Origin of the sequence: Halomonas icarae, from assembly GCF_009901955.1 — a bacterium.
In the GTDB taxonomy this organism is placed as follows: domain Bacteria; phylum Pseudomonadota; class Gammaproteobacteria; order Pseudomonadales; family Halomonadaceae; genus Halomonas; species Halomonas icarae.
In genome coordinates, this window is the sequence record NZ_WUTS01000001.1 from 2712585 (window position 1) to 2733904 (window position 21320).

26 protein-coding genes are annotated in these 21320 nt (G+C 67.0%); 6 read left to right on the forward strand and 20 right to left on the reverse strand.

Annotation, left to right across the window (positions count from 1 at the left end):
- Positions 1-356: 356 nt before the first annotated feature.
- Positions 357-944: a glycerol-3-phosphate acyltransferase gene (locus GRB80_RS12325; RefSeq protein ID WP_374708594.1), complete on the reverse strand. Its 588-nt coding sequence runs from the start codon at positions 942-944 to the stop codon at positions 357-359.
- Between the two features lie 135 nt (positions 945-1079).
- Here GRB80_RS12325 and folB point away from each other — a divergent pair, with 135 nt between their 5' ends.
- The gene (gene folB, locus GRB80_RS12330) at positions 1080-1445 is read left to right on the forward strand and encodes a dihydroneopterin aldolase (RefSeq protein WP_161423775.1); all 366 of its coding nucleotides are present in this window, start codon (positions 1080-1082) and stop codon (positions 1443-1445) included.
- Complete coding sequence (gene folK / locus GRB80_RS12335; protein ID WP_161423776.1) at positions 1445-1975, forward strand: 2-amino-4-hydroxy-6-hydroxymethyldihydropteridine diphosphokinase; 531 nt, start codon at positions 1445-1447, stop codon at positions 1973-1975. Before folB ends, folK begins: the two co-directional genes overlap by 1 nt.
- A 163-nt stretch (positions 1976-2138) precedes the next feature.
- Here folK and GRB80_RS12340 read toward each other — a convergent pair whose 3' ends face one another.
- From GRB80_RS12340 to GRB80_RS12375, 8 genes are all read right to left on the reverse strand, one after another.
- Positions 2139-3287 (reverse strand): tRNA nucleotidyltransferase/poly(A) polymerase-related protein, encoded by a 1149-nt coding sequence (locus GRB80_RS12340; protein WP_419880022.1) that lies wholly within the window; start codon positions 3285-3287, stop codon positions 2139-2141.
- A gap of 2 nt (positions 3288-3289) precedes the next feature.
- Complete coding sequence (gene glpE, locus GRB80_RS12345; RefSeq protein ID WP_161423777.1) at positions 3290-3610, reverse strand: thiosulfate sulfurtransferase GlpE; 321 nt, start codon at positions 3608-3610, stop codon at positions 3290-3292.
- A gap of 80 nt (positions 3611-3690) precedes the next feature.
- Positions 3691-4512: a symmetrical bis(5'-nucleosyl)-tetraphosphatase gene (locus GRB80_RS12350; protein ID WP_161423778.1), complete on the reverse strand. Its 822-nt coding sequence runs from the start codon at positions 4510-4512 to the stop codon at positions 3691-3693.
- Positions 4513-4565: 53 nt separating this feature from the next.
- Complete coding sequence (apaG, locus tag GRB80_RS12355) at positions 4566-4979, reverse strand: Co2+/Mg2+ efflux protein ApaG (protein ID WP_374708592.1); 414 nt, start codon at positions 4977-4979, stop codon at positions 4566-4568.
- Entirely contained in the window at positions 4976-5794 is an 819-nt protein-coding gene (rsmA, locus tag GRB80_RS12360) for a 16S rRNA (adenine(1518)-N(6)/adenine(1519)-N(6))-dimethyltransferase RsmA (protein ID WP_132044225.1), read from the reverse strand. The genes apaG and rsmA overlap by 4 nt, the downstream gene beginning before the upstream one ends.
- Positions 5795-5814: 20 nt before the next feature.
- Positions 5815-6888, reverse strand: a complete 1074-nt coding sequence (gene pdxA / locus GRB80_RS12365) for a 4-hydroxythreonine-4-phosphate dehydrogenase PdxA (protein WP_161423779.1) — start codon at positions 6886-6888, stop codon at positions 5815-5817.
- Complete coding sequence (locus GRB80_RS12370) at positions 6888-7544, reverse strand: SurA N-terminal domain-containing protein (protein WP_132044229.1); 657 nt, start codon at positions 7542-7544, stop codon at positions 6888-6890. Before GRB80_RS12370 ends, pdxA begins: the two co-directional genes overlap by 1 nt.
- Positions 7545-7589: 45 nt before the next feature.
- A complete protein-coding gene (locus GRB80_RS12375; RefSeq protein ID WP_161423780.1) occupies positions 7590-10034 on the reverse strand; it encodes an LPS-assembly protein LptD in 2445 nt (814 codons plus the stop codon).
- A 140-nt stretch (positions 10035-10174) separates the two neighbouring features.
- On the opposite strand from GRB80_RS12375, the gene GRB80_RS12380 reads away from it, so the two are divergent.
- The 3 genes from GRB80_RS12380 (at position 10175) to GRB80_RS12390 (ending at position 12601) form a co-directional block, all read left to right on the forward strand.
- Complete coding sequence (locus tag GRB80_RS12380; protein WP_132044233.1) at positions 10175-11197, forward strand: aminoglycoside phosphotransferase family protein; 1023 nt, start codon at positions 10175-10177, stop codon at positions 11195-11197.
- Positions 11194-11874: an N-acetylmuramate alpha-1-phosphate uridylyltransferase MurU gene (murU, locus tag GRB80_RS12385; RefSeq protein WP_161423781.1), complete on the forward strand. Its 681-nt coding sequence runs from the start codon at positions 11194-11196 to the stop codon at positions 11872-11874. The genes GRB80_RS12380 and murU overlap by 4 nt, the downstream gene beginning before the upstream one ends.
- Positions 11875-12154: 280 nt before the next feature.
- The gene (locus tag GRB80_RS12390; protein ID WP_161423782.1) at positions 12155-12601 is read left to right on the forward strand and encodes an OsmC family protein; all 447 of its coding nucleotides are present in this window, start codon (positions 12155-12157) and stop codon (positions 12599-12601) included.
- Between the two features lie 65 nt (positions 12602-12666).
- On the opposite strand, the gene GRB80_RS12395 is transcribed toward GRB80_RS12390, so the two are convergent.
- The 5 genes from GRB80_RS12395 to phaR all read right to left on the reverse strand — a co-directional run bounded on the left by GRB80_RS12395 (position 12667) and on the right by phaR (position 16256).
- Complete coding sequence (locus GRB80_RS12395) at positions 12667-13008, reverse strand: histidine triad nucleotide-binding protein (RefSeq protein WP_161423783.1); 342 nt, start codon at positions 13006-13008, stop codon at positions 12667-12669.
- 34 nt (positions 13009-13042) lie between these two features.
- Positions 13043-13912, reverse strand: coding sequence for a phosphoribulokinase (locus GRB80_RS12400; RefSeq protein ID WP_161423784.1), 870 nt, complete (start codon positions 13910-13912; stop codon positions 13043-13045).
- Positions 13912-14352 carry an acyl-CoA thioesterase gene (locus GRB80_RS12405; protein ID WP_161423785.1) on the reverse strand — a complete coding sequence of 147 codons (441 nt, stop codon included), beginning with the start codon at positions 14350-14352 and terminating at the stop codon, positions 13912-13914. Before GRB80_RS12405 ends, GRB80_RS12400 begins: the two co-directional genes overlap by 1 nt.
- Positions 14353-14397: 45 nt before the next feature.
- Positions 14398-15690: a phosphoribosylamine--glycine ligase gene (gene purD, locus GRB80_RS12410; RefSeq protein WP_161423786.1), complete on the reverse strand. Its 1293-nt coding sequence runs from the start codon at positions 15688-15690 to the stop codon at positions 14398-14400.
- A gap of 95 nt (positions 15691-15785) precedes the next feature.
- Entirely contained in the window at positions 15786-16256 is a 471-nt protein-coding gene (phaR, locus tag GRB80_RS12415) for a polyhydroxyalkanoate synthesis repressor PhaR (protein WP_161423787.1), read from the reverse strand.
- Positions 16257-16358: 102 nt separating this feature from the next.
- Here phaR and GRB80_RS12420 point away from each other — a divergent pair, with 102 nt between their 5' ends.
- A complete protein-coding gene (locus GRB80_RS12420) occupies positions 16359-17072 on the forward strand; it encodes a 16S rRNA (uracil(1498)-N(3))-methyltransferase (protein ID WP_161423788.1) in 714 nt (237 codons plus the stop codon).
- Between the two features lie 13 nt (positions 17073-17085).
- On the opposite strand, the gene rloA3 is transcribed toward GRB80_RS12420, so the two are convergent.
- The 6 genes from rloA3 to GRB80_RS12450 form a co-directional block, all read right to left on the reverse strand.
- Positions 17086-17628: a retropepsin-like aspartic peptidase RloA3 gene (gene rloA3 / locus GRB80_RS12425; protein ID WP_161423789.1), complete on the reverse strand. Its 543-nt coding sequence runs from the start codon at positions 17626-17628 to the stop codon at positions 17086-17088.
- Between the two features lie 36 nt (positions 17629-17664).
- Positions 17665-18942 (reverse strand): lytic murein transglycosylase, encoded by a 1278-nt coding sequence (locus GRB80_RS12430; RefSeq protein WP_161423790.1) that lies wholly within the window; start codon positions 18940-18942, stop codon positions 17665-17667.
- 149 nt (positions 18943-19091) lie between these two features.
- A complete protein-coding gene (locus GRB80_RS12435) occupies positions 19092-20357 on the reverse strand; it encodes a DASH family cryptochrome (RefSeq protein ID WP_161423791.1) in 1266 nt (421 codons plus the stop codon).
- Positions 20354-20506, reverse strand: a complete 153-nt coding sequence (locus GRB80_RS12440) for a DUF2256 domain-containing protein (RefSeq protein WP_132044256.1) — start codon at positions 20504-20506, stop codon at positions 20354-20356. The genes GRB80_RS12435 and GRB80_RS12440 overlap by 4 nt, the downstream gene beginning before the upstream one ends.
- A 128-nt stretch (positions 20507-20634) precedes the next feature.
- A complete protein-coding gene (gene mnhG / locus GRB80_RS12445; RefSeq protein WP_132044258.1) occupies positions 20635-21027 on the reverse strand; it encodes a monovalent cation/H(+) antiporter subunit G in 393 nt (130 codons plus the stop codon).
- Positions 21020-21289, reverse strand: coding sequence for a monovalent cation/H+ antiporter complex subunit F (locus GRB80_RS12450; protein ID WP_132044260.1), 270 nt, complete (start codon positions 21287-21289; stop codon positions 21020-21022). Before GRB80_RS12450 ends, mnhG begins: the two co-directional genes overlap by 8 nt.
- Positions 21290-21320: the final 31 nt, after the last annotated feature.

The following is a 21320-nucleotide window of genomic DNA, read 5'->3' on the forward strand; positions in this document are numbered from 1 at the left end:
GGCGCCCAGCGCCTGCTGGCGGGCGAACACGACGAGCCTGGCGCGATGCAGGCCGTGCCGCGCTGGCCGATGGATACTCTGGAACCTCCTGCCGGTGGCTGAACGGCGCCATGATCGCGCTCTTTATGTCACAGCGCCCAGCGCCTGCTGGCGGGCGAACACGACGAGCCTGGCGCGATGCAGGCCGTGCCGCGCTGGCCGATGGATACTCTAAACAAGCCGTAAGCCGTAAGCTGGAAGCTGGAAGCTGGAAGCTGGAAGCTGGAAGCTGGACAACAGCTTGAATTCGCCACATCGTGTGGCAAGGTCACTCTTCAAGCCTCCAGGAGCGAAGCGACGCTCTTCAAGCTTGTGGCTTACAAGGGTGGCTCATCGCCGCGCCCGAGGCGCTGGATATTGAGAATATGGCGGCCCAGCACCAGCAGGGTAAAGGCGATCACCACGCCCACATAATTCGGCGCGAGCCACAGGCTGGCCAGAGGGGCGGCGGCGGCACTGGCCAGCGACGCTACCGCGGCGGTACGTACCCGCCAGGCGAGCAACCCCCATAGCGTGGCACACACCAGCGCCACTCCCGGGGTCAGCACCAGCATCACACCAAAGGCACTGGCCACCGCCTTGCCACCGCGCAGGCGATGCCAGACCGGATAGCTGTGGCCCAGCAGCACGGCGAGGCCCACCACCCCCTGGGCCCAGGGCGGCAACTCCAGCAGAATCGCCCCCACCAGTACCGGCATGCCCTTGACGGCATCCACCAGCAGGGTCGCCAGCGCCAGCCAGCGCCCATGCAGGCGCAGCACATTGGAGAAGCCCGGATTGAAGGAGCCCGCCAGGCGCGGGTCGCCCACGCCCGCCAGCCGGCAGACGGTAAGCGCGCCGAGCCAGCTGCCGCTGAGGTAACCCAGCACCACCAGCGGCAATAGCGAGATCAGTGGCGCCTCCACGGCCGCCCCTCCTGCAACGGGAACTCGGCCATTCTGACAGTCCCGCTTCGGACTGCCCAGCAACCGAGGTATTCCACACGGCGCGGCTCGCGTACAATCTCGCCCCATTCCCCCTGCACCCGCCCGGAAGCCACCATGGATCTAGTGCTGATAGAGTCCCTCGCCGTCGACACCGTGATCGGCGTCTACGACTGGGAGCGCAACATCACCCAGCGCCTGGTACTCGACCTCGAGCTGGCCACCGATATTCGTCCCGCCGCGGCGGACGACGATATCGCCCAGACCCTCGACTACGCCGCCATCAGCGAGCGCATCCAGACCTTCGCTGCCGCCCACGACTTCGCCCTGGTGGAGACCTTCGCCGAGCGACTGGCCGCGACCCTGCACGAGGAGTTCGGCATCGCCTGGCTGCGCCTGGTCGTGCGCAAGCCCGGCGCCGTGGCGGCCGCTGCCGCGGTGGGCGTCAGCATCGAGCGCGGCGTGCGCCCGGGAGTGTCGTGATGGCACTGGTCACGGTCAGCATCGGCAGCAATATCGAGCGCGACCACCATGTACGCGTCTGCCTGGACGCCCTGGCGGCCTCCTTCGAGAACCTGCGTGTCTCGCGCGTGTTCGAGAGTGAACCGGTAGGCTTCGAGGATGGACGCAACTTCTACAACCTGGTGGCGGCCTTCGAAAGTGACGCCTCGGTTGCAGAGCTGCAGGCCTGGTGCAAGCGCCTGGAATTCGCCAATGGCCGGCGCGAAGAGAGCCCCAAGTTCAGCCCCCGCACCCTGGATGTGGACCTGCTCACCGTGGGTGAGCTCAGCGGCGAGCACGGCGGGGTCAGCCTGCCACGCGGCGAGATCACCCACCACGCCTTCGTCCTGCAGCCCCTGGCCGAACTGCTGCCCGAGGCGCGCCATCCCGTGAGTCAGGAGACCTACGCCTCCCTCTGGCACCGCTTCGACGCGGACGATCAGCGGCTCTGGCCGGTATCCTTCATCTGGGCCGGGCGCAGGATCTCGACCCCGGACCGGGCGACCGACTAGGCTTTGTCTGAAAAGTCGGCGAGCGAAGGTTAGACAAGGCAAAAATCGGCGAAAAGACGGAGTTTACGGAGTGTAAATGAGTACTTTGAGTCGATTTTTAACGCTGTATAGCCGAGCGCAGCCAGTTTTCGGACAGAGTCTAGCCCGCCGGCCGGCGGCGAGCTTATTCACTGCCCAGGGCGGCATCGATCACCTCACGGCGTCGACGGGCAAGCTCCAGGCCCAGCTCGCGGCCCTTGAAGCCCTCCTCCACCAGCGCCTTCGGCAGCACCTGGGCGGCCAGCCGCCAGCCCAGGGCCAGCTCCTCGGCCAGCACCGGCGCCTCCAGGCTCACCAGGCTGATCAACGGCATCACCCGTTCTCCACGTCGCCAGGCATCGATGCGATCCAGCCAGGCGAGGATCTCGTCACCCGTCGCAGGCACCAGACGCGACGCCGCGACCAGCGCCCGAGTCTGCGCCACCTGGCGAGCCAGGTCGGCAAAGGCCCTGGGCTGACGCAGGCGCTCGGCCAACTCGGCTCGCTCCGCCTCGCCCAGATGCTCCACCAGGCGCGCCCAGCGCCAACAGGCCAGCGCCTCGCCCTCCCCCTCCTCGGGTAGGCGATGCAGTCGGCCCAGGGCCGCGTCCAGCGCTTCACGGTCGGCCACCAGCGCCGGCATCAGCTCCGCCAGGGCGCCGCACTCATCGAGTGTCTGAAAGTAGACCTCGGGCCAGGGCTCGGCCAGTGCCTTCTCGGTCTCGACCCATACTCGCTCGGCCACCAGATGGGCGAGCTCTCCGCTCTGCACCAGCTGGCGCATCAGCTCCCGAGTCTCCTCGGCGATGGTGAAACCGAGGCCCGCATAGCGGGCCAGGAAACGCGCGGTACGCAACACCCGCAGCGGATCCTCCACGAAGGCCGGCGAGACATGGCGCAACACCCGCGCCTCCAGGTCGGCGAGGCCGGCATAGGGGTCCACCAGCTCGCCCTCCAGGGTCTCGGCCATGGCGTTGATGGTCAGGTCACGGCGCGCCAGATCCTCCTCCAGGGTCACCTCGGGGCTGGCATGCACCTCGAAGCCGGTATAGCCATGGCCGGCCTTGCGCTCGGTGCGCGCCAGGGCGTACTCCTCGTGGGTTCGGGGGTGGAGAAAGACCGGAAAGTCACGTCCCACGGGCCTGAATCCGCGCCGACGCAGGGCCTCCGGGGTGGCCCCGACCACCACCCAGTCGGTATCGGTGACCGGCCAGCCGAGGTGTGCATCGCGCACCGCCCCGCCTACCCGATAGACCCTTAGCCCTGCCACGGCCGGATCACACGACCGTGCCACGCTCAGGCCTCCACTCGATCGGGATGGCGCAGCTGCCAGTCGGTAAAGCCGCCATCGAGACTGTAGACCTCGGCAAAGCCCTGGACGGCCAGCCAGGCCGCCGCCTGCTGGCTGGAGTGACCGTGGTAACAGACCACCACCACCGGCCGCTCCGCGGGCGTCGCCTCGACGAACTCGCCTACCGACTCGTTGTCGAGCCGGCGACTGCCGGGAATATGGCCCTGGGCGAAGCTCAGGGCGTCGCGGATATCGACCAGCGCCGTCTCCCGGCCCTCATCGAGCCAGGCCTTGAGAGTGGGGGTATCGAGATGCTGGAAGCTCATGGCACGCCTCATGTCAGGGTTGGAAGCGGTTCAGGATAAACAGCTTGTGAGGGATCAGGATAGAACCGGTGCCGCCGCGCTTATCGCCGCCGGCTGGGCACGCTGATGCGCTCGCCGCGTTCGAGGTCCAGGGCCGTCAGGGAGCCACCCCATACACAGCCGGTGTCCAGCGCGCAGGCATTGACACGGCTGCCCGGCGTCTCGCCCTGGAGCGCCGCCCAGTGACCGAAGACGAGCCGAGTAGCGTCGCCACGCGGATAACGGAACCAGGGAGCGAACCCCGCCGGGGCACTGTCGAGCCCCTCCTTGGCGGCGAAGTCCAGCCGGCCCTCGGCATCGATGAAGCGCATGCGGGTGAGCACGTTGACGATGGCACGCAGGCGATCGATGCCCTCGAGGTCATCGCGCCAGCAATCCGGCGCATTGCCATACATGCGCTCGAGAAAGCCCCCGGCCTGTTCACCGCTGAGCATCACCTCCACCTCGGCGGCGAGCCTCTCGGCCTGGTCCGGCGACCATCGGGGCAGCAGGCCGGCATGGGTCATCAGGGTATCCTCACCGCCCAGCGTCTCACGCACCAGCATTGGGCGTGACTGAAGCCAGTCGAGCAGTCGCTCGCGATCCGGGGCGGCGAGGATGGCATCGAGGGTATCCTTGCGATTGAGCGTGGCGCCCCCTCGAGCCACCGCCAGCAGGTGGAGGTCATGGTTGCCGAGCACCGTCAGGACGGCGTCTCCCAGGGCCTCGACCTCGCGCAGGCAGTCCAGTGACCCCGGGCCACGATTGACCAGATCGCCGGCCAGCCACAGCCGGTCGCGACGCGGATCGAAGCCGAGGGTCTCGAGCAGCTCGACGAACTCTGCGTGACACCCCTGAAGGTCGCCGATGGCATAGGTCGTCATGGACGCTCCCTGTTGATGGTTCGGGCGCAGCTTGTGGTTCGGCTGCCGCGAATTCAGTGGACCTGGTTGGGCCCGGCCAGCCGGAAGGGGGCAATGGGCACCTCGAAGGGGCGCTGGGTGGCGGTATCGACGCAGGTGTACTCGCCCTGCATCACCCCCACCGGTCCATCGAGGATGGCGCGACTGGTATAGCGAAAGTGCTGGCCGGGGGCAATCACAGGCTGTTGCCCCACCACCCCCTTGCCTCGCACGTCCTGAACCTTGCCGCTGCCCTGGGTGATGGTCCAGTGACGTGCCATCAGCTGGATGCTATGACGCGAGGCGTTGTGCACCGTCACGGTGTAGCTAAACACATAGCGCTCCTCCTCGGGAGCGGACTCCTCGGGGCGAAACTCCGGTTCGACCTCGACGTTGACGGCCGCCCCCTCGGTCATCACGGGATCATCGCCTGAGGCTCGATCGCTCATGGGCGCGCCTCCCCGGTGGCCTGGGTCAGGTGATCGGCAATCGACACGAACTCCTCCACGCTGAGGGTCTGAGGGCGCCTCGCGGGGTCGATCCCCAGCGCCTCGAGCTCGTCGGCGGTGATGCGCCCCTTGAGGTTGTTGCGCAGGGTCTTGCGGCGCTGGCCGAACGCCTCCTTGACGATCGTGGCCAGCAGCGCTTCATCGCGGGCCGGATGGGGCAGCTCGGCATGGGGCGTCAACCGCACGATGGCGGAATCCACCTTGGGCCGGGGCACGAAGGCTTCCGGCGGGACCACGAACAGTGACTCCACCCGACAGCGATACTGGGCCATCACCGAGAGCCGCCCCCAGTCGGCACCGCCTGGCTCGGCGGCAAGGCGCTCCACCACTTCCTTCTGCAGCATGAAGTGCATGTCGGCGACGGCATCGCCGGCCTGGAGCAGGTGGGCGATCAGCGGGGTCGAGATATTGTAGGGCAGGTTGCCGACCACCCGCAGCGGCTCGCCCTCACCGCGCAGGGCGCGAAAATCAACCTTGAGGGCGTCGCCCTCATGGATCACGAAGTCGGGATAGTTGAAGAACTGAACGCGCAAGCCGGGAATCAGGTCACGGTCGAGCTCGATCACCTCCAGGCGTCCGTCGGCGGCCTCCAGCAACGGCTCGGTGAGCGCCCCCTGGCCGGGGCCGATCTCCACGATGCGCTGGCCGGGGCGCGGCCCGATGGCCCGCACGATGCGAGAGATGATGCCGCGGTCGCGCAGAAAGTTCTGTCCGAAGCGCTTGCGGGCCTGATGAACCGGGGGGCGAGATGCCATTCAGGGGTGTCCTTCTATCACTAGAGTCTTGAATTCTTGACTGAAACCGGAGCTTTTCGGCGGCCGGCCATCTCCGCCGCCAGGGCCACGGCGACCCGCAGGCTACCCGGGTCGGCGCGGCCCGTGCCGGCCAGATCCAGGGCGGTGCCGTGATCCACCGAGGTACGCACCAGCGGCAGCCCCAGGGTGATATTGGCGGCCCGGCCGAACCCAGCATACTTGAGTACCGGCAGGCCCTGGTCATGATACATGGCCAGCACCGCATCGACGCCCGCCAGGTGGCGCGGGGTAAACAGGGTATCGGCGGGCAGCGGGCCATCGAGGGTCAACCCCTCGTCGCGCAGTGCGGCCAGGGTCGGTTCGATCACCTCGATCTCCTCGCGCCCCAGGTGGCCCCCCTCCCCGGCATGGGGGTTGAGCCCGCACACCGCGATGCGCGGCGTGGCCACCCCGAACCAGCGCCTCAGATCGGCGTCGAGAATGCGCAGCACCCGTGTCAGACGCTCCGCAGTGATGGCCTCGGCCACGTCGCGCAACGGCAGGTGGGTGGTGGCCAGCGCCACTCGCAGTGATGCCCCCTCCGCCCAGTCAGGCCGCTCGGCATGCAGGGCGGCATCGGTGGCGAGCATCATCACCACCTCCTCGACACCGCAGGCATCACGGAGATACTCGGTGTGGCCGGTAAACCCGGCATGCCCCGCATCGAGGATCACACCCTTGTGCAGCGGCGCGGTGACCATGCCCTGAGCGTGCCCCGCCCGACAGGCATCGATGGCCACATCCAGGGTCTCGAGTACATAGGCCGCGTTGTGTGGCGCCAGCACTCCCGGTCGGGCCGGCTCACGCAGCGTCACGGGCCATACCGGAAGCTGGCCGGGGGCCACCGATGGCACCTCCTCGCCGGGTGCCGCCTGGAGCAGCTCGATGGCAAGGCCCAGCCGGGAGGCGCGCTCGGCAAGCAGCGCGGGATCCCCCACGGCCACCACCCGCGCATCATCAACCCCCTCGGCGGCCAGTCTCAGGACGAGATCCGGGCCGATACCGGCCGGCTCGCCGGTCGTCAGCGCCAACAGCGGCATGCCTGGCGTCGTCATCAGCGTGCGTCGAGGCGATTGTCGACGAAGGCCTGGGAGCGGATCTCCTGTAGCCAGGCTTCGAGCTCGGCGTTGGCCTTGCGCTGAAAGAGGGCCTGCTGGGCCTGCTCACGGGTGGCGCCCTGCTGCGCCATGAAGCGCTCCACCTCCCGCTCGGAGAGAGTGACTCGGCTGCCGACACGACGCTGCTGAAGCTGGCGCAGCGTGATTTCGCGACGGATCTCCTCCCGCACGCTGGCCAGCGTCAGGCCATCGGCCTCCAGGGCGTCGGCAAACTGCTCCAGGCTCATGCCATTGCGCTCGGCGATGCCACGCACCTGACGATTGAGCTCGGTGTCGTCCACCGTGAGGCCGGACTCCTCGGCCATCTGCCACTGGATCTCCTCGAGGATCATCTGCTCCAGGATCTGTTCGCGCAGCACCCTTTCCGGGGGAAGCTCCTGCTGCTGGGCGCTCATCTGGCTGCGCACCTGGGCGATACGCTCCTCGAGCTGGCTATGCATGATCGCCCCCTCGTTGACCACCGCCACGATATGATCCAGGGCCTGGCGCTGGCTGGAGGTGAATTCCTGGGCCTGGGTGCCGAACGGCACCACGGCTAGGCCCAGCGCCATCGCCAGGCCGGCGGCCAGGAGGGGGGTGCGGCGACTACGCATGGTGTGCTGTCCTTTCATCATTCCTCTCTAACGGACCATTCCGGCCTAGAAGGCGGTGCTGCGGTAGCCGGGAATGGCCTCCTCGAAGTAGCTGTCGGCCTCGCGGCCCACGCCGCCGAGCCCCTTGAACACGAAGCGCAGGAAGACCCCGCGATCGGTGAAGTCATCGGTCACGGCGCCGGTGTCGTTGTCATCGATCCACTCGCGCCACACCAGCTGCACGCCGTAGCAGCAGTCGTTCCACTGCACCCCGGCCAGCTGCTCCAGGGAACGGTCGTTGGTATTGTCGTAGAGCAGGCGGCCGATCAGGTCGAGGCGCCGGCCGGCCTGCCACGCAAACGAGACGTCATACTCCTCGCGATCGTAGGCGCGGAAGTCATCGTCGGTCCGATCCAGCGAGGGATCGAAGCCTTCGAGCTCCCAGTGATAGCCGAGGTTCAATGCATGCCCCTGGGGCGAGCGATACTGCAGGTCGACACCGGTACGCTCGGTGCGCTCCAGGTTGTCGTCATAGAGCCACTGCCAGCGGGTACGCCAGCGCTCGGTGATCTGCCAGTCGGCATTCGCCACCAGCGGCGAGCGATCTCGGGTGGCGCGATAGCGATCGGCATCATTGGTCGGCAGCTCGTCGGGGTTGCCCGCCATGTCGATCGTGCGATCCTCGAAATAGAGCGCCTGTCCCAGCCCCAGGGAGAGGCGCTGGCGGCCGCTGCCGTCCTCCAGCAGGCGCGACGCCACGCCCAGGGAGAGACGATTGAGGTCACCGACCCGATCGCTGCCCGAGAAGCGGTGGGGCGACCACAGCTGCCCCCAGGAGAAGGCGCGCTCGCTGGTGTCGAAGTCGGGGAAGTCGCGCTGGTCCCGTTCCGGCACATAGGCGTAGTTGGCCCTCGGCTCCAGCGTCTGGCGATAGCCACGGCCGCCCAGGTCGAGCTCACGCTCGAAGACCAGGCCGGCATCCACGGAGGTGACCGGCACGCTGCGGGTCAGGCTGGTATCACGATCGCCGACGTCACGATCACCGTAGTCCAGCTCATAGGCGGTACCCAGCCACTCGAGTCGCGGCTCCAGGTGGCCCCAGCTCGCGTCGAAGCGCCAGCCCAGGGCCGGCGACAGATGCAGCCGGGAGCCGGTGGCTGCCTCACGATCAAAATGCTCATTATTCGGCAACGCTGTCTCGTCGATGTCGCGCCAGAAGTAGCTGTAGTTGCTTCGCCACTGCTGATAGAAGCCGCTCTCCTGACGCCAGCGGGCAGAGGCGCTGAGGCTGGGCAGGCGATAGAAGGGCTTGTCCTGCTCCAGCAGCGGGTCATCGAGCTTCTGGAACCCCTGGGCGCGAGCATCGAGGCGCCAGGTGTCGCCGCGGTAATCGATCTGGGCCAGCCGTGGCATCGCCGAGGTGTTCTGCTCGGCGAAGTCACTGCCGAAATCATCGAAGTAGCGACCATCGCTGGCCGCACCGTAGCGCAGCCGATAGTGGGTGCGGGGGTCCAGGGTGCCGGCATGGCGATAGTCGAGGTACCAGCGCTCCTCGCCCTCGAAGCGGCGCGGTGGATCATTGGGGTTGTCGCTGCTGCCGGCATCATCGCTGCCCAGCCAGGCGCCCTCGACCTGACCGGCCGCGGAAGGGAACAGGTAGCGGTACTGGCCACCCAGCAGCAGCCCGCTATCGCTGATCCAGCGCGGCGTGATGGTGGCGTCCTGGTCCGGGGCGATATTCCAGTAGAAGGGCTGGGCATAGTCCAGCGAGTCGCTGGAGAAGCCCACCGTGGGCCACAGGAAACCGGTATGCCGGCGATCATCGATGGGAAAGCGTACCCAGGGCCAGTAGAAGACCGGAACATCCTTCACCTCCAGCCGGGCATGGCGGGCGGTACCGAATCCGCTCTCCCGGTCGAGCACGACATCACCGCCCACCAGGCGCCATAGATTGTCGCCCGGGTCGCAGGTGGTGAAGCTCGCCGAGGAGAGCCGGTAGCGGCCATCCTCGAGGCGAGCCAGGCGCTCGGCATCCCCACGCAGGCGCTGGTCGTGAACCACATAGTGGGCCTCGTCGATGCTCGCCGCATCGTTGACCAGCGAGAGCTCGGCGGCACTGCCCCGCACCAGCAGCCCCTGGTCGCGCAATGCCATGGGGCCCTCGGCGTAGGCACGCTCCCGACTGGGGGGCACGCGCACCTCCGGGGTCTCGAGCTGGGCGGTGTCGCGGCGCAGCACAACCTCGCCCCGCAGCAGGGTCTCACCATCCTCGCCGTAGTGGGCGCTGGACGACTCGCTGGCCACTTTGCCGGGCTCCGGCGGCGGCAGGCGATAGCCGGGCATCACATACCGCCCGCGACATCGGGCATCCGCGGGGCGCTCGTCGCCCCAGGCTTGAAAGTCCAGCTGTTCGGCAGGCAGCGACTCCGGGGGAGCCGCCTGCAGCGGACCTCCGGCAAACGCCGCGGTCACCAGGCCCGCGAGGGCTGTCCATGAGAGTCGCTTGCCCATGTTGGTCGATGTCCTTGGCGGGGTGAAACGCTATTATACAGGCCGCCGTCGGCCTGTCCTGCCGGCGGTGACGACGCAGCGCCCAGCATGCGGTGCCTGCCCACGACCGTCAACCGGACATACCGACTGGAGCCTCATCAATGATCGACGCCGCCTCTGACGCATCGCGCCACGAACGGCTCATCCGCTGGGCCGCCGAGTGCCACGCCCTGGCGCCCGATGCCTTCGAGCTGCGCCTGGCCGCCGGTGACGCCAGCTTCCGCGACTACTACCGGCTTACCCTGCCCGATGGCACCACCCGCATTCTGATGGATGCTCCACCCGACCAGGAGGATAGCAGTCCCTTCGTGGCCATCGCTCGTCGCTGGGAAGCCGCCGGGCTCCCGGTGCCGCACCTCTACTCGGTCGACCTGGAGGCGGGATTTATCGAACTGGAGGACCTCGGGAATACGCCACTGCAGCACTGCTTCGACGACGCCGCCGAGACGCTGACCTGGCACGAGCGCGCCATGGCGCTGCTCCATGATCTACAGAATCACGCCGGGCCCGGGACCCTGCCACGCTTCGATGCCGCCCTGCTCGAGCGTGAGCTGGAGCTCTTCCCCGAATGGTGCCTGGGCGAATGGCTTGGGCTGGAAACACCGGTAGGCTGGTCGGCGTTACGCCAGGCCCTGGTGGCGCAGGCGCTGACCCAACCGGTGGTCACCGTGCACCGCGACTTCGATGCCATGAACCTGATGGTTCGCGATGACGCCCTGGTGTTGATCGATTTCCAGGACGCCGTCGCCGGCCCGCTCAACTACGATCTGGTGTCGCTGCTGCGCGGCCGCTACTGCCGCTTCGACGCGCCGCGCTTCGCCGCCTGGGTCGAGGCCTTCCGGTGCCGCGCGATCGCCGACGGCCGCCTCCCCTCCCGCACCACGCAGGCCGACTTCCTGGCCCAGGCCAACGCCATGGCCGCCCAGCGCTCGCTCAAGGTCCTGGGCATCTTCTGCCGCCTGACCCTGCGCGATCGGAAGCCGGGCTATCTCGAGCGCCTGCCCCACTTCCTCGATCACCTCGAGGACAGCCTGGCGGGCCTGGAGGGACACGACGCCTTCAAGACCTGGCTGTCCGACACCTTCCGGCCGGCCCTGGTCACCCGGCTGGAGGCGAGCGCATGAAGGCGATGATCCTGGCCGCCGGCCTCGGCACCCGCATGCGACCGCTCACCGACCACTGCCCCAAACCGCTGCTGCGGGTGGGCAACAAGCCACTGATCGTTCATCACCTCGAGCGACTGCGCGCGGCGGGCATCCATGAGGTCGTGATCAACGTCAGCTATCGCGCCGAACAGATCATCGAGGCGCTCGGGGATGGCAGCACTTACGGGGTTTCCATCGCCTGGAGCCGGGAGGAGACGCCCCTGGAAACCGGCGGCGGCATCCAGCGGGCGCTGCCGCTGCTTGGCACTCAGCCCTTCCTGCTGGTCAACGGGGATATCTGGTGCGACCTCGACCCAACTACACTGCCCGCGCTCGGCGACGATGAACTGGCGCGGCTGGTACTGGTGGACAATCCCGAGCATCACCCAAACGGCGATTTCCACCTCGACGCCGATGGCCGGGTGCACTCCCAGGGTGAGCCGCGGCTGACCTTCTCGGGCATCAGCCTGCTCGACCCGGCGCTGGTGGCCAACGAGCCTCCTGGCGCCTTCGCCCTGGCGCCGCTGCTGCGACGCGCCATGGCCGCAGGCCGCGTGGCCGGTCACCACCACCGCGGCCAATGGGTCGATGTGGGCACGCCGGAGAGGCTGACAAAGCTGGACAAGGAACTGGCATCAAACCTCCCACGAAACTAAGCGAGAGGCGCCGGGGGCTGGCCTAAGAGGGGGTCCGAGGACCATGGAAGGCCGAGGTAGCGTACAGGGACGTATTCACAGCACCCCCCTCGCAGGCTAGCCGCCGGAACAGCCTCGAGCGGATAGCTTCGCATGGGTGAAGCTGAGCCCACTCGATACAGCTGGTATGCTGATCATCCTTTCCACCGCAGCTACAACAAGCCCAAAGCCAGGGGCGCCGGGGCGACTCCTCGGAACAGCCACGATTAGGCTGCAAGAGACACACAAGGAAACTCGAGACATGAAAGCCACAGTGAAATGGACCGACGGTCGTCAGTTCGTCGCCGAATCGGGAAGCGGCCATAGTGTGGTCATCGACGGGCCGCCCGACCATGGTGGCCGCAACACCGGCCCACGCCCCATGGAGATGCTGCTGATGGGCATGGGCGCCTGCGCCTCCTTCGATGTACTCAATATCCTCGAGAAGGCCCGCGCCGATGTCAGTGACTGCGTGGCCAGCATCGAGGCCGAGCGCGCCGACGTCACGCCCAGCGTGTTCACGTCGATTCACGTCCACTTTACCGTGTCCGGCAAGGGGCTCAAGGAGAAGCAGGTGGCGCGAGCCGTGGAGCTCTCCGCCGAGAAGTACTGCAGCGCCTCGATCATGCTGGCCAGGGGCGGGGTCGAGATGTCCCACTCCTATAGCATCATCGAAGACGGCGTAATCGAAGGTGATCTAGAAGGCTGAGATATCCGGAATGCACCTGATGCGCCGAACACCGTAGATCGCGCGGTTGCCCGCAGGAACGCCGACTACCCAGCCGGCCAGGTAAAGCGTCGGCCGCCCATCAGGTGCATGTGAATATGATAGACCGTCTGGCCGCCCTGGTCATTGCAGTTCATCACCACTCGATAGCCCTCCTCGGCGAAGCCACGCGCCTGGGCCAGACGGGCGGCGGTGAACTGCAGGCGCCCTACCAACGCCAGATCGCCCTCCTCGATATCGTTGAGGGTCGCGATATGCTTCCTGGGGATGACCAGCAGATGGGTCGGTGCCTGGGGGTTGATATCCTCGAAGGCCACGACCTTATCATCCTCGAAGACGATCTCGGCGGGAATCTCGCGATTGATGATCTTGCAGAACAGACACGCCATCTTGCAGGCCTCCTCCTCGACAGGGTGTGCGACCTCAGCGCGACCGGCGCTGGGCCAGCAGGTGACGCACCAGCGGCCCCAGGATCAGCTCCATGGCCAGGGAGACTCGTGCACCGGGCACCACCAGGGTATGCGGGCGGCTCATGAAGGCATCCGGGATCATCGCCAGCAGATAGGGAAAGTCCACCGTGGAGGGTTCCCGGAAACGAATCACCGCGAAGGACTCGGCATCCGAGGGAATATCCTGCACCTCGAAGGGGTTGGAGGTATCCACCGTCGGCACCCGCTGGAAGTTGATATGGGTACGCGAGAACTGCGGCTGAATGTAGCGCACATAGTCGTCCATGCGCCCCAGGATGGTGTCGATCACCGCCTCCTGTGAGTAACCGCGCAGCTTGGTATCACGGTCGATCTTCTGGATCCACTCCAGGTTCATGGTCGGCGCCACGCCCACCAGCAGGTCGACGTGGCGAGCGATATCGTGCTCGGGCGTGACCAGGCCGCCATGCAGCCCCTCGTAGAACAGCAGATCGGTACCATAGGGCAAGGGCTGCCACTCGGTGAAGGTGCCGATCTGGTGCCCCGCCTCGATCATCTGCTTGTCTTCGGCATGGATGTACTGACGATAGATACCGCTCCCGCTGTCGCCATACTCCTGGAACAGCGTCTCGAGCTCCTCGAGCAGATTGGCTTCCACCGCGAAGTGGGACAACTCCCCCTTGTCGGGTGCCTCGCGGAAGGTTCGCGCCAGCTCTTCACGGGTATAGCGGTGAAAGGCATCGCCATCGACGAAGGCGGCATGCACATCCTCTCGGGCGAACATGCGCTCGAAGGTGCGCCTGACGGTGGTGGTGCCGGCCCCCGAGGAGCCGGTCACGGCGATGATCGGGTATTCACGGGACATCAGGACCCTCCTGTCCCGGCGAAAGCCGCCTTCACCGCCTCGGGCACCGACACCGGGCGGCCGGTCTCGGGCTCCACCAGCAGCAGGTTGAGGCGCGCCGTGGCCACCGGCCGGCCCCCCTCGGCATGACACACCCGCTGAAAGACGGTGAGCGCCTTGCCGCGCGGGGTGGGGATCGCCGTCTCCACCACCAGGGCGTCGGGCCAGCGCGCCTCGGACTGGTACTGCACTGCGAGGTCGGCCACCACGCTTGGGTAGCCGCCCAGATCCCACTCGGTCAGCCCCCGTGAGGCCAGCGCCTGGATGCGTGCCTCGTGGAGCAGCGACACCAGGGCATCATGCCCCAGGTGGCGGCCATAGTTCATGTCGGTCACTCGCACCGTCAGCGGCTGACGATGGATGATGGCGGCCTCGGGAAACTCAAGCCTGACGCGCTCCATGCTCGCCTCCTCACTGTTGATCTTGTTATGAAACGGCCAGACGACTCAGCGCTCGCCACGCTCCCGGGCAATGGCCCGATGGGCGATATCACGGCGACAGAAGGCCCCCTCCCAGCGGATGGCATCGACCCCCTGATAGGCATTCTCGGCGGCGGCCGCAACGCCCTCGCCCAGGGCGGTGACACAGAGCACCCGCCCGCCGGAGGTCACCGTATGGCCATCCCGTTCGGCGGTGCCGGCATGAAACACCTTGCAGCCGGCGGCCTCGGCGGCCTCGAGCCCCTCGATGACATCACCCTTGCGATAGCTGCCCGGATAGCCGCCGGCGGCGAGCACCACGCCTACCGAGGCACGCTCGTCCCACTCGCAGGCCATGCCGGATAGCTCGCCCCGCGCACCCGCCAGGCAGAGCTCGGCGAGATCGGAGCGCAGACGCAGCATGATCGGCTGGGTTTCGGGATCGCCGAAGCGGCAGTTGTACTCGATCACCTTGGGGTTGCCCGCGGCATCGATCATCAGGCCGGCGTAGAGGAAGCCGGTGTAGGAGTGACCCTCTTCGGCCATGCCACGCACCGTCGGTAGCACCACCCGCTCCATGATCCGGTCATGCACCTCGGCGGTGACCACCGGAGCCGGCGAATAGGCCCCCATGCCGCCGGTGTTGGGCCCGCTATCGCCTTCGCCGACCCGCTTGTGGTCCTGGCTGGTGGCCATGGGCAGTACGGTTTCGCCATCGACCATGACGATAAAGCTGGCCTCTTCGCCGTCGAGGAACTCCTCGATCACCACACGGGCGCCGGCATCACCGAAGGCATTGTCCTCGAGCATGTCACGCACCGCCGCCTCGGCCTCCTCGAGGCTCATGGCGACGATGACGCCCTTGCCCGCGGCCAGCCCGTCGGCCTTGATCACGATGGGGGCGCCCTGTTCACGCAGATAGTTCAGCGCCGGCGCCACCGCGGTGAAGGTGCGGTACTCGGCGGTGGGAATGGCGTGGCGCGCCAGGAAGTCCTTGGTGAAGGCCTTGGAGCCCTCGAGCTGGGCGGCACCGGCGGTGGGGCCGAAGATCGCCAGGCCCGCCTCGCGGAAGCGGTCCACCACGCCGGCCACCAGCGGCGCCTCGGGTCCAACGATGGTCAGATCAATGCCGGCATCCCGGGCGAAGAGCAGCAGTCCCTCCAGGTCATCCGCAGCGATGGCCACATTGGTCAGCCCCGGCTCCCGGGCGCTGCCGGCATTGCCCGGTGCCACATAGGTCATTGTCACCTTGGGTGACTGAGCGACCTTCCAGGCCAGGGCGTGTTCGCGGCCACCGCCGCCGATGATCAGCACCTTCATCCTATCCACCTTCATGCTGCTGGCCGACTATGCGGCATGGGAAATCGAGGCGGCATTATGTCAGAAAGTCGAGAAGTCTGCGTGGCGATACGCGGCTAGGATTCGTTATCGTCGCCCTTGCCACCCTTGTTACCGTTGCCCGTGGCCTGACCGATGGTCTTCTGCCAGAAGCGCATGTTCTCCTCGGCCATGTCACGCATCAGGTCCATGGGCGAGTGACGCATGGCTTGCTGCCACTGATCCTGCATGCGCTGCTGCTGCTCCAGCATCAACTTGGTACCCTGTTCCAGATAGCGTGACAGCGGCAGCGGCTGGGCCATGTCGTAGACACGAATGAACTGAGCCAGCAGGTCATTGGAGAACACCTGGGCATCGCCATCGGCCTGTTCCTGCTCGATGATGATCGAGAGCAGGATGGTCCGAGTCAGGTCCTCACCGCTCTTGGCGTCCTCGACGCGGAACGGCACCTCATCGAGGATCAGCCCTCGCAGATCCTCGAGGGTCACATAGCGGCTCTGTTCGGTATCATAGAGCCTGCGGTTGGCATACTTGCGAATCACGCGCACGGCGCTACTCCTCATTCGGCATGGGTGGGGCGACTGCCCCTGCAGGACCATTGTGCACCGCGACACCCACCATGCAAGACAAAGACGCCAACGCGAGGCCCCATGAACCTGATCCTGCTGACCCACGACGATATCGAGAACGACCGCCTGGCTCGGGTGAGGGACCCGCGACGGCTGCGTCACCTGCGCGAGGTGCATCGCGCCACACCGGGGGATCGCCTCACCCTCGGCGTGGTTGGTGGTCATATCGGCCAGGGCGAACTGCTCACCCTCTGCGACCAGGAGGCGACCTTTGCCCTGTCGCCTCTCGATCAGGCGCCACCACCACCGCTTCCGGTCCACCTGGTGCTGGCACTGCCACGCCCTCGCATGCTGGCGCGCACCCTGGAGCATGTCACCGCACTCGGGGTCAAGCAGATCACCCTGCTGCACACCCGCCGCGTGGAGAAGAGCTACTGGATGTCGCCCGAACTCACCCCGGAGAAGATTCACCATCATCTGGTGCTGGGCCTGGAACAGGCCCGGGACACCCTGCTGCCCGAGGTCACCCTGGAGAGGGGCTTTCGCCCTTTCGTGGAGGGTCGCCTGCCCGCCCTTCTGGAGGGCCGACGCGGCCTGCTGGCCCACCCCGGCATGCCCAGTGCCTGCCCGCGGGGGGTCGAGGCTCCCACCCTGCTGCTGGTGGGCCCGGAGGGCGGCTTCATCCCCTGGGAGGTGGAAAGGCTGCTCGAGGCGGGCTGCGAGGGCATCCATCTGGGGCAGCGTATCCTGCGCGTGGAGACCGCGGTAACGGCCTTGTTGGCACGCCTCTTCTAGTCAGTCGCCGCCTCTAGTCGTCATTCTCTTCCGGGTCATGCGCCACGACCCGGGAGTCATGGTCACAGCGCGGCTCGGTAACAAAGGTATCGCGCACGTCGAGCAGGCCCAGGTGGCTGATGGTGCGCCGCCCCAGCAGCAGCGGATAGTGCATTTCACCGCGATCGCGCAGGCCAAACTGCTCCTCATAGATCGTATCGTCCAGACAGACCTTCATCAGCACCACCGGGCGCTCGTCACGCCCCCCGGCGCCGCGCACCTTGAGGTCACGGTAGAGGGGTAGCTCCAGGCGCTCGCTGAACAGCTCACCACTCTCCTCATCCTCCAGCTTGAGGCGAAAGCGCACCCACGGCTCACCATCCTTGTCGAAGTTCTCTATCTCGCGAGCATCCAGCGATGAGGTCAGGGCGCCGCTGTCGAGCTTGGCCTTTACCTCCACTCCCCACGGCTCGACGGTGGCCTTCTCGACCCAGCCGAACACCTTGTCGTCGGCCTGAACCGAAGTGACCAGCAGGGCCGCCCCCAGGGCAGCCGTCAGCATTGGCTTGATGCGCATCCTATTTCTCCTCTGGTGAGTAGGGGCATGGCCGAGTCAGCGGGCCAGGCGCTCCAGCAGTCGCCGGGTCGCGAAGCCATCCGGTATCTCACCGATGGACGCCTGGTACTCACGCAGGCCACGTCGAGTATTGGGCCCCAGAATGCCATCGGGCACCCCCACGGAGAAGCCGCGCGCATTGAGGGCCTGCTGCATCTCGCGGATCTCGGCGCGTGCCAGAGGCTGTTCGTCGCGTGGCCAGCCACCGATGACCCCGTCACGCCCCGCGATCTCGTCGGCGAGATTACCGACGGCCAACGCATAACTGGTGGCGTTGTTGTAGCGCAGGATGACACGGAAGTTGGGGCCCACCAGGAAGGCGGGGCCTCTCGCCCCCGCGGGCACGATCACCGCGGCCTCATCAAAGGTGGGCAAGGCGCCTTTCCCCGCGGGGCGCACGCCCTGGGCGGACCAGGCCGCGGAGGAAAGGCGGTTGGACGACTCGGCCTGGGCATAGTCGAACCCCTCCGGCAGGACCACCTCGACACCCCAGGGCTCCCCCTCGCGCCAGCCGGCGCGCGCCAGATAGTAGGCAGTAGAAGCCATGACGTCGGGGATGCTGCCCCAGATATCGCGACGCCCGTCGCCGTCACCATCCCGAGCGTAGGCCTCGAAGCTCGAGGGAATGAACTGGGTATGCCCCATGGCCCCGGCCCAGGAGCCCAGCATGCGCCCGGGGGCGATATCCCCGGCGTCGATGATGCGCAGGGCGGCGAGCAGCTCGCCACGCGCAAAGTCCCGGCGCCGACCGTCATAGGCCAGGGTTGCCAGCGCCTCCAGGGTCGAGAAGTCACCGAAGTTCCCGCCATAGTTGCTCTCGATGCCCCAGATCGCCACGATCACCTCGGCCGGCACCCCGTAACGCTGCTCCATGCGGCGTGCGGTGTCGCGGTGCTCGGCCAGGCGGGCACACCCGGTGGTGACCCGCTGGGCGGAGACCGCGGTATCCAGATATTGCCAGATGGGGCGTACGAACTCCGGCTGGGAACGGTCGAGCTCGATCACCCTGGGGCGATAGCGCAGCGAGGCGAGGGCTCGCTCCAGGGTTGTCTCGGAGATGCCCTCGGCGCGGGCCTCGCGACGGAAACGAGCCAGCCAGTTGTCGAAGCTCTCGGCGACCGCCGACGCCTTATCCCGGGAGGTGGTCACTTCGTGGGCCCCGCCGGAGGCAGGTTCGGCGGCATCGTTGGCGGCTCGCGCCTCGTGGGCCGGGCCACTCTGGCAACCGGCCAGCAGGGCAAGGGCCAGGCAGCTGGTCACTGTTATCCGTCGCATGAAGCTCTCCTTGGCGTGGGCGGAAGGCGAGAATCATCGCGCAGATGGCGCCCTGCGCGCCAGTACCTTCGGGCGATGCCTAGCCGCCAGAGCACCACAAGATAACAGTCCGTCACCACTGCGGTCAGCCGACGAAGAAGGCAGTGGCGTCAGGTCGACAGCCAGCGGGTCACGTAGTGGCCCCGAGGGTCGTAGCGCTCGGCCTGCCATGACACATCGAAACGCTGGCCACGACGGTCGCGTCCGACGCCGGCCACATAACGCCAGTTGCCCCAGTTGCTGGCGGCATCGTAATCGATCAGGCAGCGCTCGAACCAGGCCGCGCCGAGGCGCCAGTCGCCCCCCAGCTCATGCACCAGGTAGCTCGCCGCGTTCTGACGCGCCCGGTTGGACAACCAGCCGGTCGCGGCCAGCTCGCGCATGGCGGCATCCACCAGGGGCATGCCGGTGCGCCCACGGCGCCAGGTCTCAAGGGCCTCATTGACCGCCGGCAACGGCCGTGGGCCATACAGCGCCGCCCCCTCCTGACGGGCGGCCCAGTGAAAATAGTCGCGCCACAGCAGCTCGAACACTATCCAGTAACTGGAGTCGCTGGCGCCGTGATGGTTCTCCCAGGCGCGCACCGCATCGTGGACCTGGCGCGCCGAAAGGCAGCCGTGGGCTAGCCAGGGCGATAGCCGGGTCGAGAAGTCGGGCCCGCAAAGGCCGTTGCGGGTCTGCTTGTAGCGGCCCGGGCCGCCAAGGGCCAGATAGTGAGCGAGCCGCTCTCGCCCCGCCGCCTCGCCTCCGACGAAGTCGAACTCGCCGCGGCGGTCGGGGCGCCAGCCGGCAGCCTCGGTGCATACACTGGTCAGCGGTGGCAGCCCGCGCGACGCCGTCTCGGGCCAGGGCGGCAGGGAAATCGGCGCCGGCATGGCGGAAGGCACGACCCAGTGGCGCTCGGCCCGCCGGCGGAAGGCCGAGAAGCTTGGGGGCAGGGCCTCGACAGCGATCGGTAGCCGGGTCTCATCGAACAGCGTGCCACCGTCTGGGCACCAGAGCCTGACCTCCGGGTCGAGACATCTGGCCAGTCGCGACACCGCTTGCGACTCTTCCCAGCCGGCATCGCGACGCACCGACACCTGATCGATGCGATGCCGCTCGACCAGCCGCGCAACCTCCGCCACCGGATCGCCCAGGCGCACCAGCAGGTCGCTGCCACGGCTCAATAGCTCACCGCGCAGGGCGATCAGGCTTTCCCACAGGAAACGCAGCCGCGCGGGTCCCATGCGCGTGACGCCGCCATCGAACGCCCGCAGCCAATCGCGGTCCAGCACGTAAACACACAGCAACGACTCCGGCGGGTGCTCGAAGTGCAACAGCGGATTATCGGCCAGGCGCAGGTCGCCGCGCAGCCACACAAGTACCCGGCTCATAAGGTGGTCGCACCACGGCGTGCTTCGCGGCGGCAACGTTCGCTGCAGTAACGCACATCGTGCCAGCAGCGCTCCCACTTGCGTCGCCAGGTAAAGGGCCTGGCGCAGTGCCGGCAGGACTTCTGCGGCAAATGAGGTTTGCGATGCATGGCGAGGCCTCGGCAATCATGAACACGACTTAAACATTAGTACAATTTATGTACAAATAAAACTGATCATCTGCCCACAACGCATGAGCCCGCCCGCGGGCGGCCTCATGCGTTGTCTAGGTAGCCAATCAGGGGACGTCGGACTCCCCGGGGCGCCGCTCGCCCTCGCGGCCGCTCTTGAGCTCGTGGGTCAAGGGGTCGTAGTGGGGCTTGAGCTCGTCCTTGACCGTGCCCTCCCACAGCCGCGAGCCGACGAAGTAACCGGCACGGCCAATCACGTGAGCAGCCACAGGTGCCGTCATCAGGATAAACAGGATCACGCCGAAGGCCCGCGCCACCACCGCCGCCTGGGCGAAGTGGATGGCCACCGCCAACATGATCAGGGTGACGCCCAGGGTGGCGGCCTTGGTGGTGGCGTGCATGCGGGTGAGCAGGTCGGGCAGGCGTACCACCCCCAGCGCCGCCAACAGCATAAACAGCGCCCCGACCAGAACCAGTCCTTCGCCGACGATATCAGTCATCCCGCGGCCCTCCTCGCTCCAGAAAGCGGGCAAAGCCGATGGCAGCCATAAAGGCCATCAGCGCCATGACGATGGCGACGTCGAGCAGACTGGCCACGTCGGTGGCGATGGCCATCACTCCGATGATACCGACCAGAATCGACGAGAAGAGCTCCAGGGCCACCACCCGATCGGGCAGGGTCGGCCCCCGGAACAGGCGCACGAAGGCGAGGCAAAGTGCCAGCGACATCAGCGCCAGGCTCAACAGAATGATGGGCGACATCGGTAGCCTCCTTCACGGCTCGGCATGGCTA

Bases quoted from the DNA above. Each gene is read 5' to 3' on its own strand.
- murU (WP_161423781.1), top strand. From the start codon at position 11,194: ATGAAGGCGATGATCCTGGCCGCCGGCCTCGGCACCCGCATGCGACCG.
- mnhG (WP_132044258.1), bottom strand. From the start codon at position 21,027: ATGACTGATATCGTCGGCGAAGGACTGGTTCTGGTCGGGGCGCTGTTT.
- pdxA (WP_161423779.1), bottom strand. From the start codon at position 6,888: ATGACGACGCCAGGCATGCCGCTGTTGGCGCTGACGACCGGCGAGCCG.
- GRB80_RS12395 (WP_161423783.1), bottom strand. From the start codon at position 13,008: ATGGCGTGTCTGTTCTGCAAGATCATCAATCGCGAGATTCCCGCCGAG.
- rsmA (WP_132044225.1), bottom strand. From the start codon at position 5,794: ATGGCATCTCGCCCCCCGGTTCATCAGGCCCGCAAGCGCTTCGGACAG.
- GRB80_RS12370 (WP_132044229.1), bottom strand. From the start codon at position 7,544: ATGCGTAGTCGCCGCACCCCCCTCCTGGCCGCCGGCCTGGCGATGGCG.
- GRB80_RS12350 (WP_161423778.1), bottom strand. From the start codon at position 4,512: ATGACGACCTATGCCATCGGCGACCTTCAGGGGTGTCACGCAGAGTTC.
- GRB80_RS12380 (WP_132044233.1), top strand. From the start codon at position 10,175: ATGATCGACGCCGCCTCTGACGCATCGCGCCACGAACGGCTCATCCGC.
- GRB80_RS12375 (WP_161423780.1), bottom strand. From the start codon at position 10,034: ATGGGCAAGCGACTCTCATGGACAGCCCTCGCGGGCCTGGTGACCGCG.
- GRB80_RS12450 (WP_132044260.1), bottom strand. From the start codon at position 21,289: ATGTCGCCCATCATTCTGTTGAGCCTGGCGCTGATGTCGCTGGCACTT.
- GRB80_RS12405 (WP_161423785.1), bottom strand. From the start codon at position 14,352: ATGGAGCGCGTCAGGCTTGAGTTTCCCGAGGCCGCCATCATCCATCGT.
- glpE (WP_161423777.1), bottom strand. From the start codon at position 3,610: ATGAGCTTCCAGCATCTCGATACCCCCACTCTCAAGGCCTGGCTCGAT.
- folB (WP_161423775.1), top strand. From the start codon at position 1,080: ATGGATCTAGTGCTGATAGAGTCCCTCGCCGTCGACACCGTGATCGGC.
- GRB80_RS12400 (WP_161423784.1), bottom strand. From the start codon at position 13,912: ATGTCCCGTGAATACCCGATCATCGCCGTGACCGGCTCCTCGGGGGCC.
- purD (WP_161423786.1), bottom strand. From the start codon at position 15,690: ATGAAGGTGCTGATCATCGGCGGCGGTGGCCGCGAACACGCCCTGGCC.
- GRB80_RS12420 (WP_161423788.1), top strand. From the start codon at position 16,359: ATGAACCTGATCCTGCTGACCCACGACGATATCGAGAACGACCGCCTG.
- GRB80_RS12430 (WP_161423790.1), bottom strand. From the start codon at position 18,942: ATGCGACGGATAACAGTGACCAGCTGCCTGGCCCTTGCCCTGCTGGCC.
- GRB80_RS12435 (WP_161423791.1), bottom strand. From the start codon at position 20,357: ATGAGCCGGGTACTTGTGTGGCTGCGCGGCGACCTGCGCCTGGCCGAT.
- rloA3 (WP_161423789.1), bottom strand. From the start codon at position 17,628: ATGCGCATCAAGCCAATGCTGACGGCTGCCCTGGGGGCGGCCCTGCTG.
- GRB80_RS12440 (WP_132044256.1), bottom strand. From the start codon at position 20,506: ATGCATCGCAAACCTCATTTGCCGCAGAAGTCCTGCCGGCACTGCGCC.
- GRB80_RS12390 (WP_161423782.1), top strand. From the start codon at position 12,155: ATGAAAGCCACAGTGAAATGGACCGACGGTCGTCAGTTCGTCGCCGAA.
- apaG (WP_374708592.1), bottom strand. From the start codon at position 4,979: ATGAGCGATCGAGCCTCAGGCGATGATCCCGTGATGACCGAGGGGGCG.
- folK (WP_161423776.1), top strand. From the start codon at position 1,445: ATGGCACTGGTCACGGTCAGCATCGGCAGCAATATCGAGCGCGACCAC.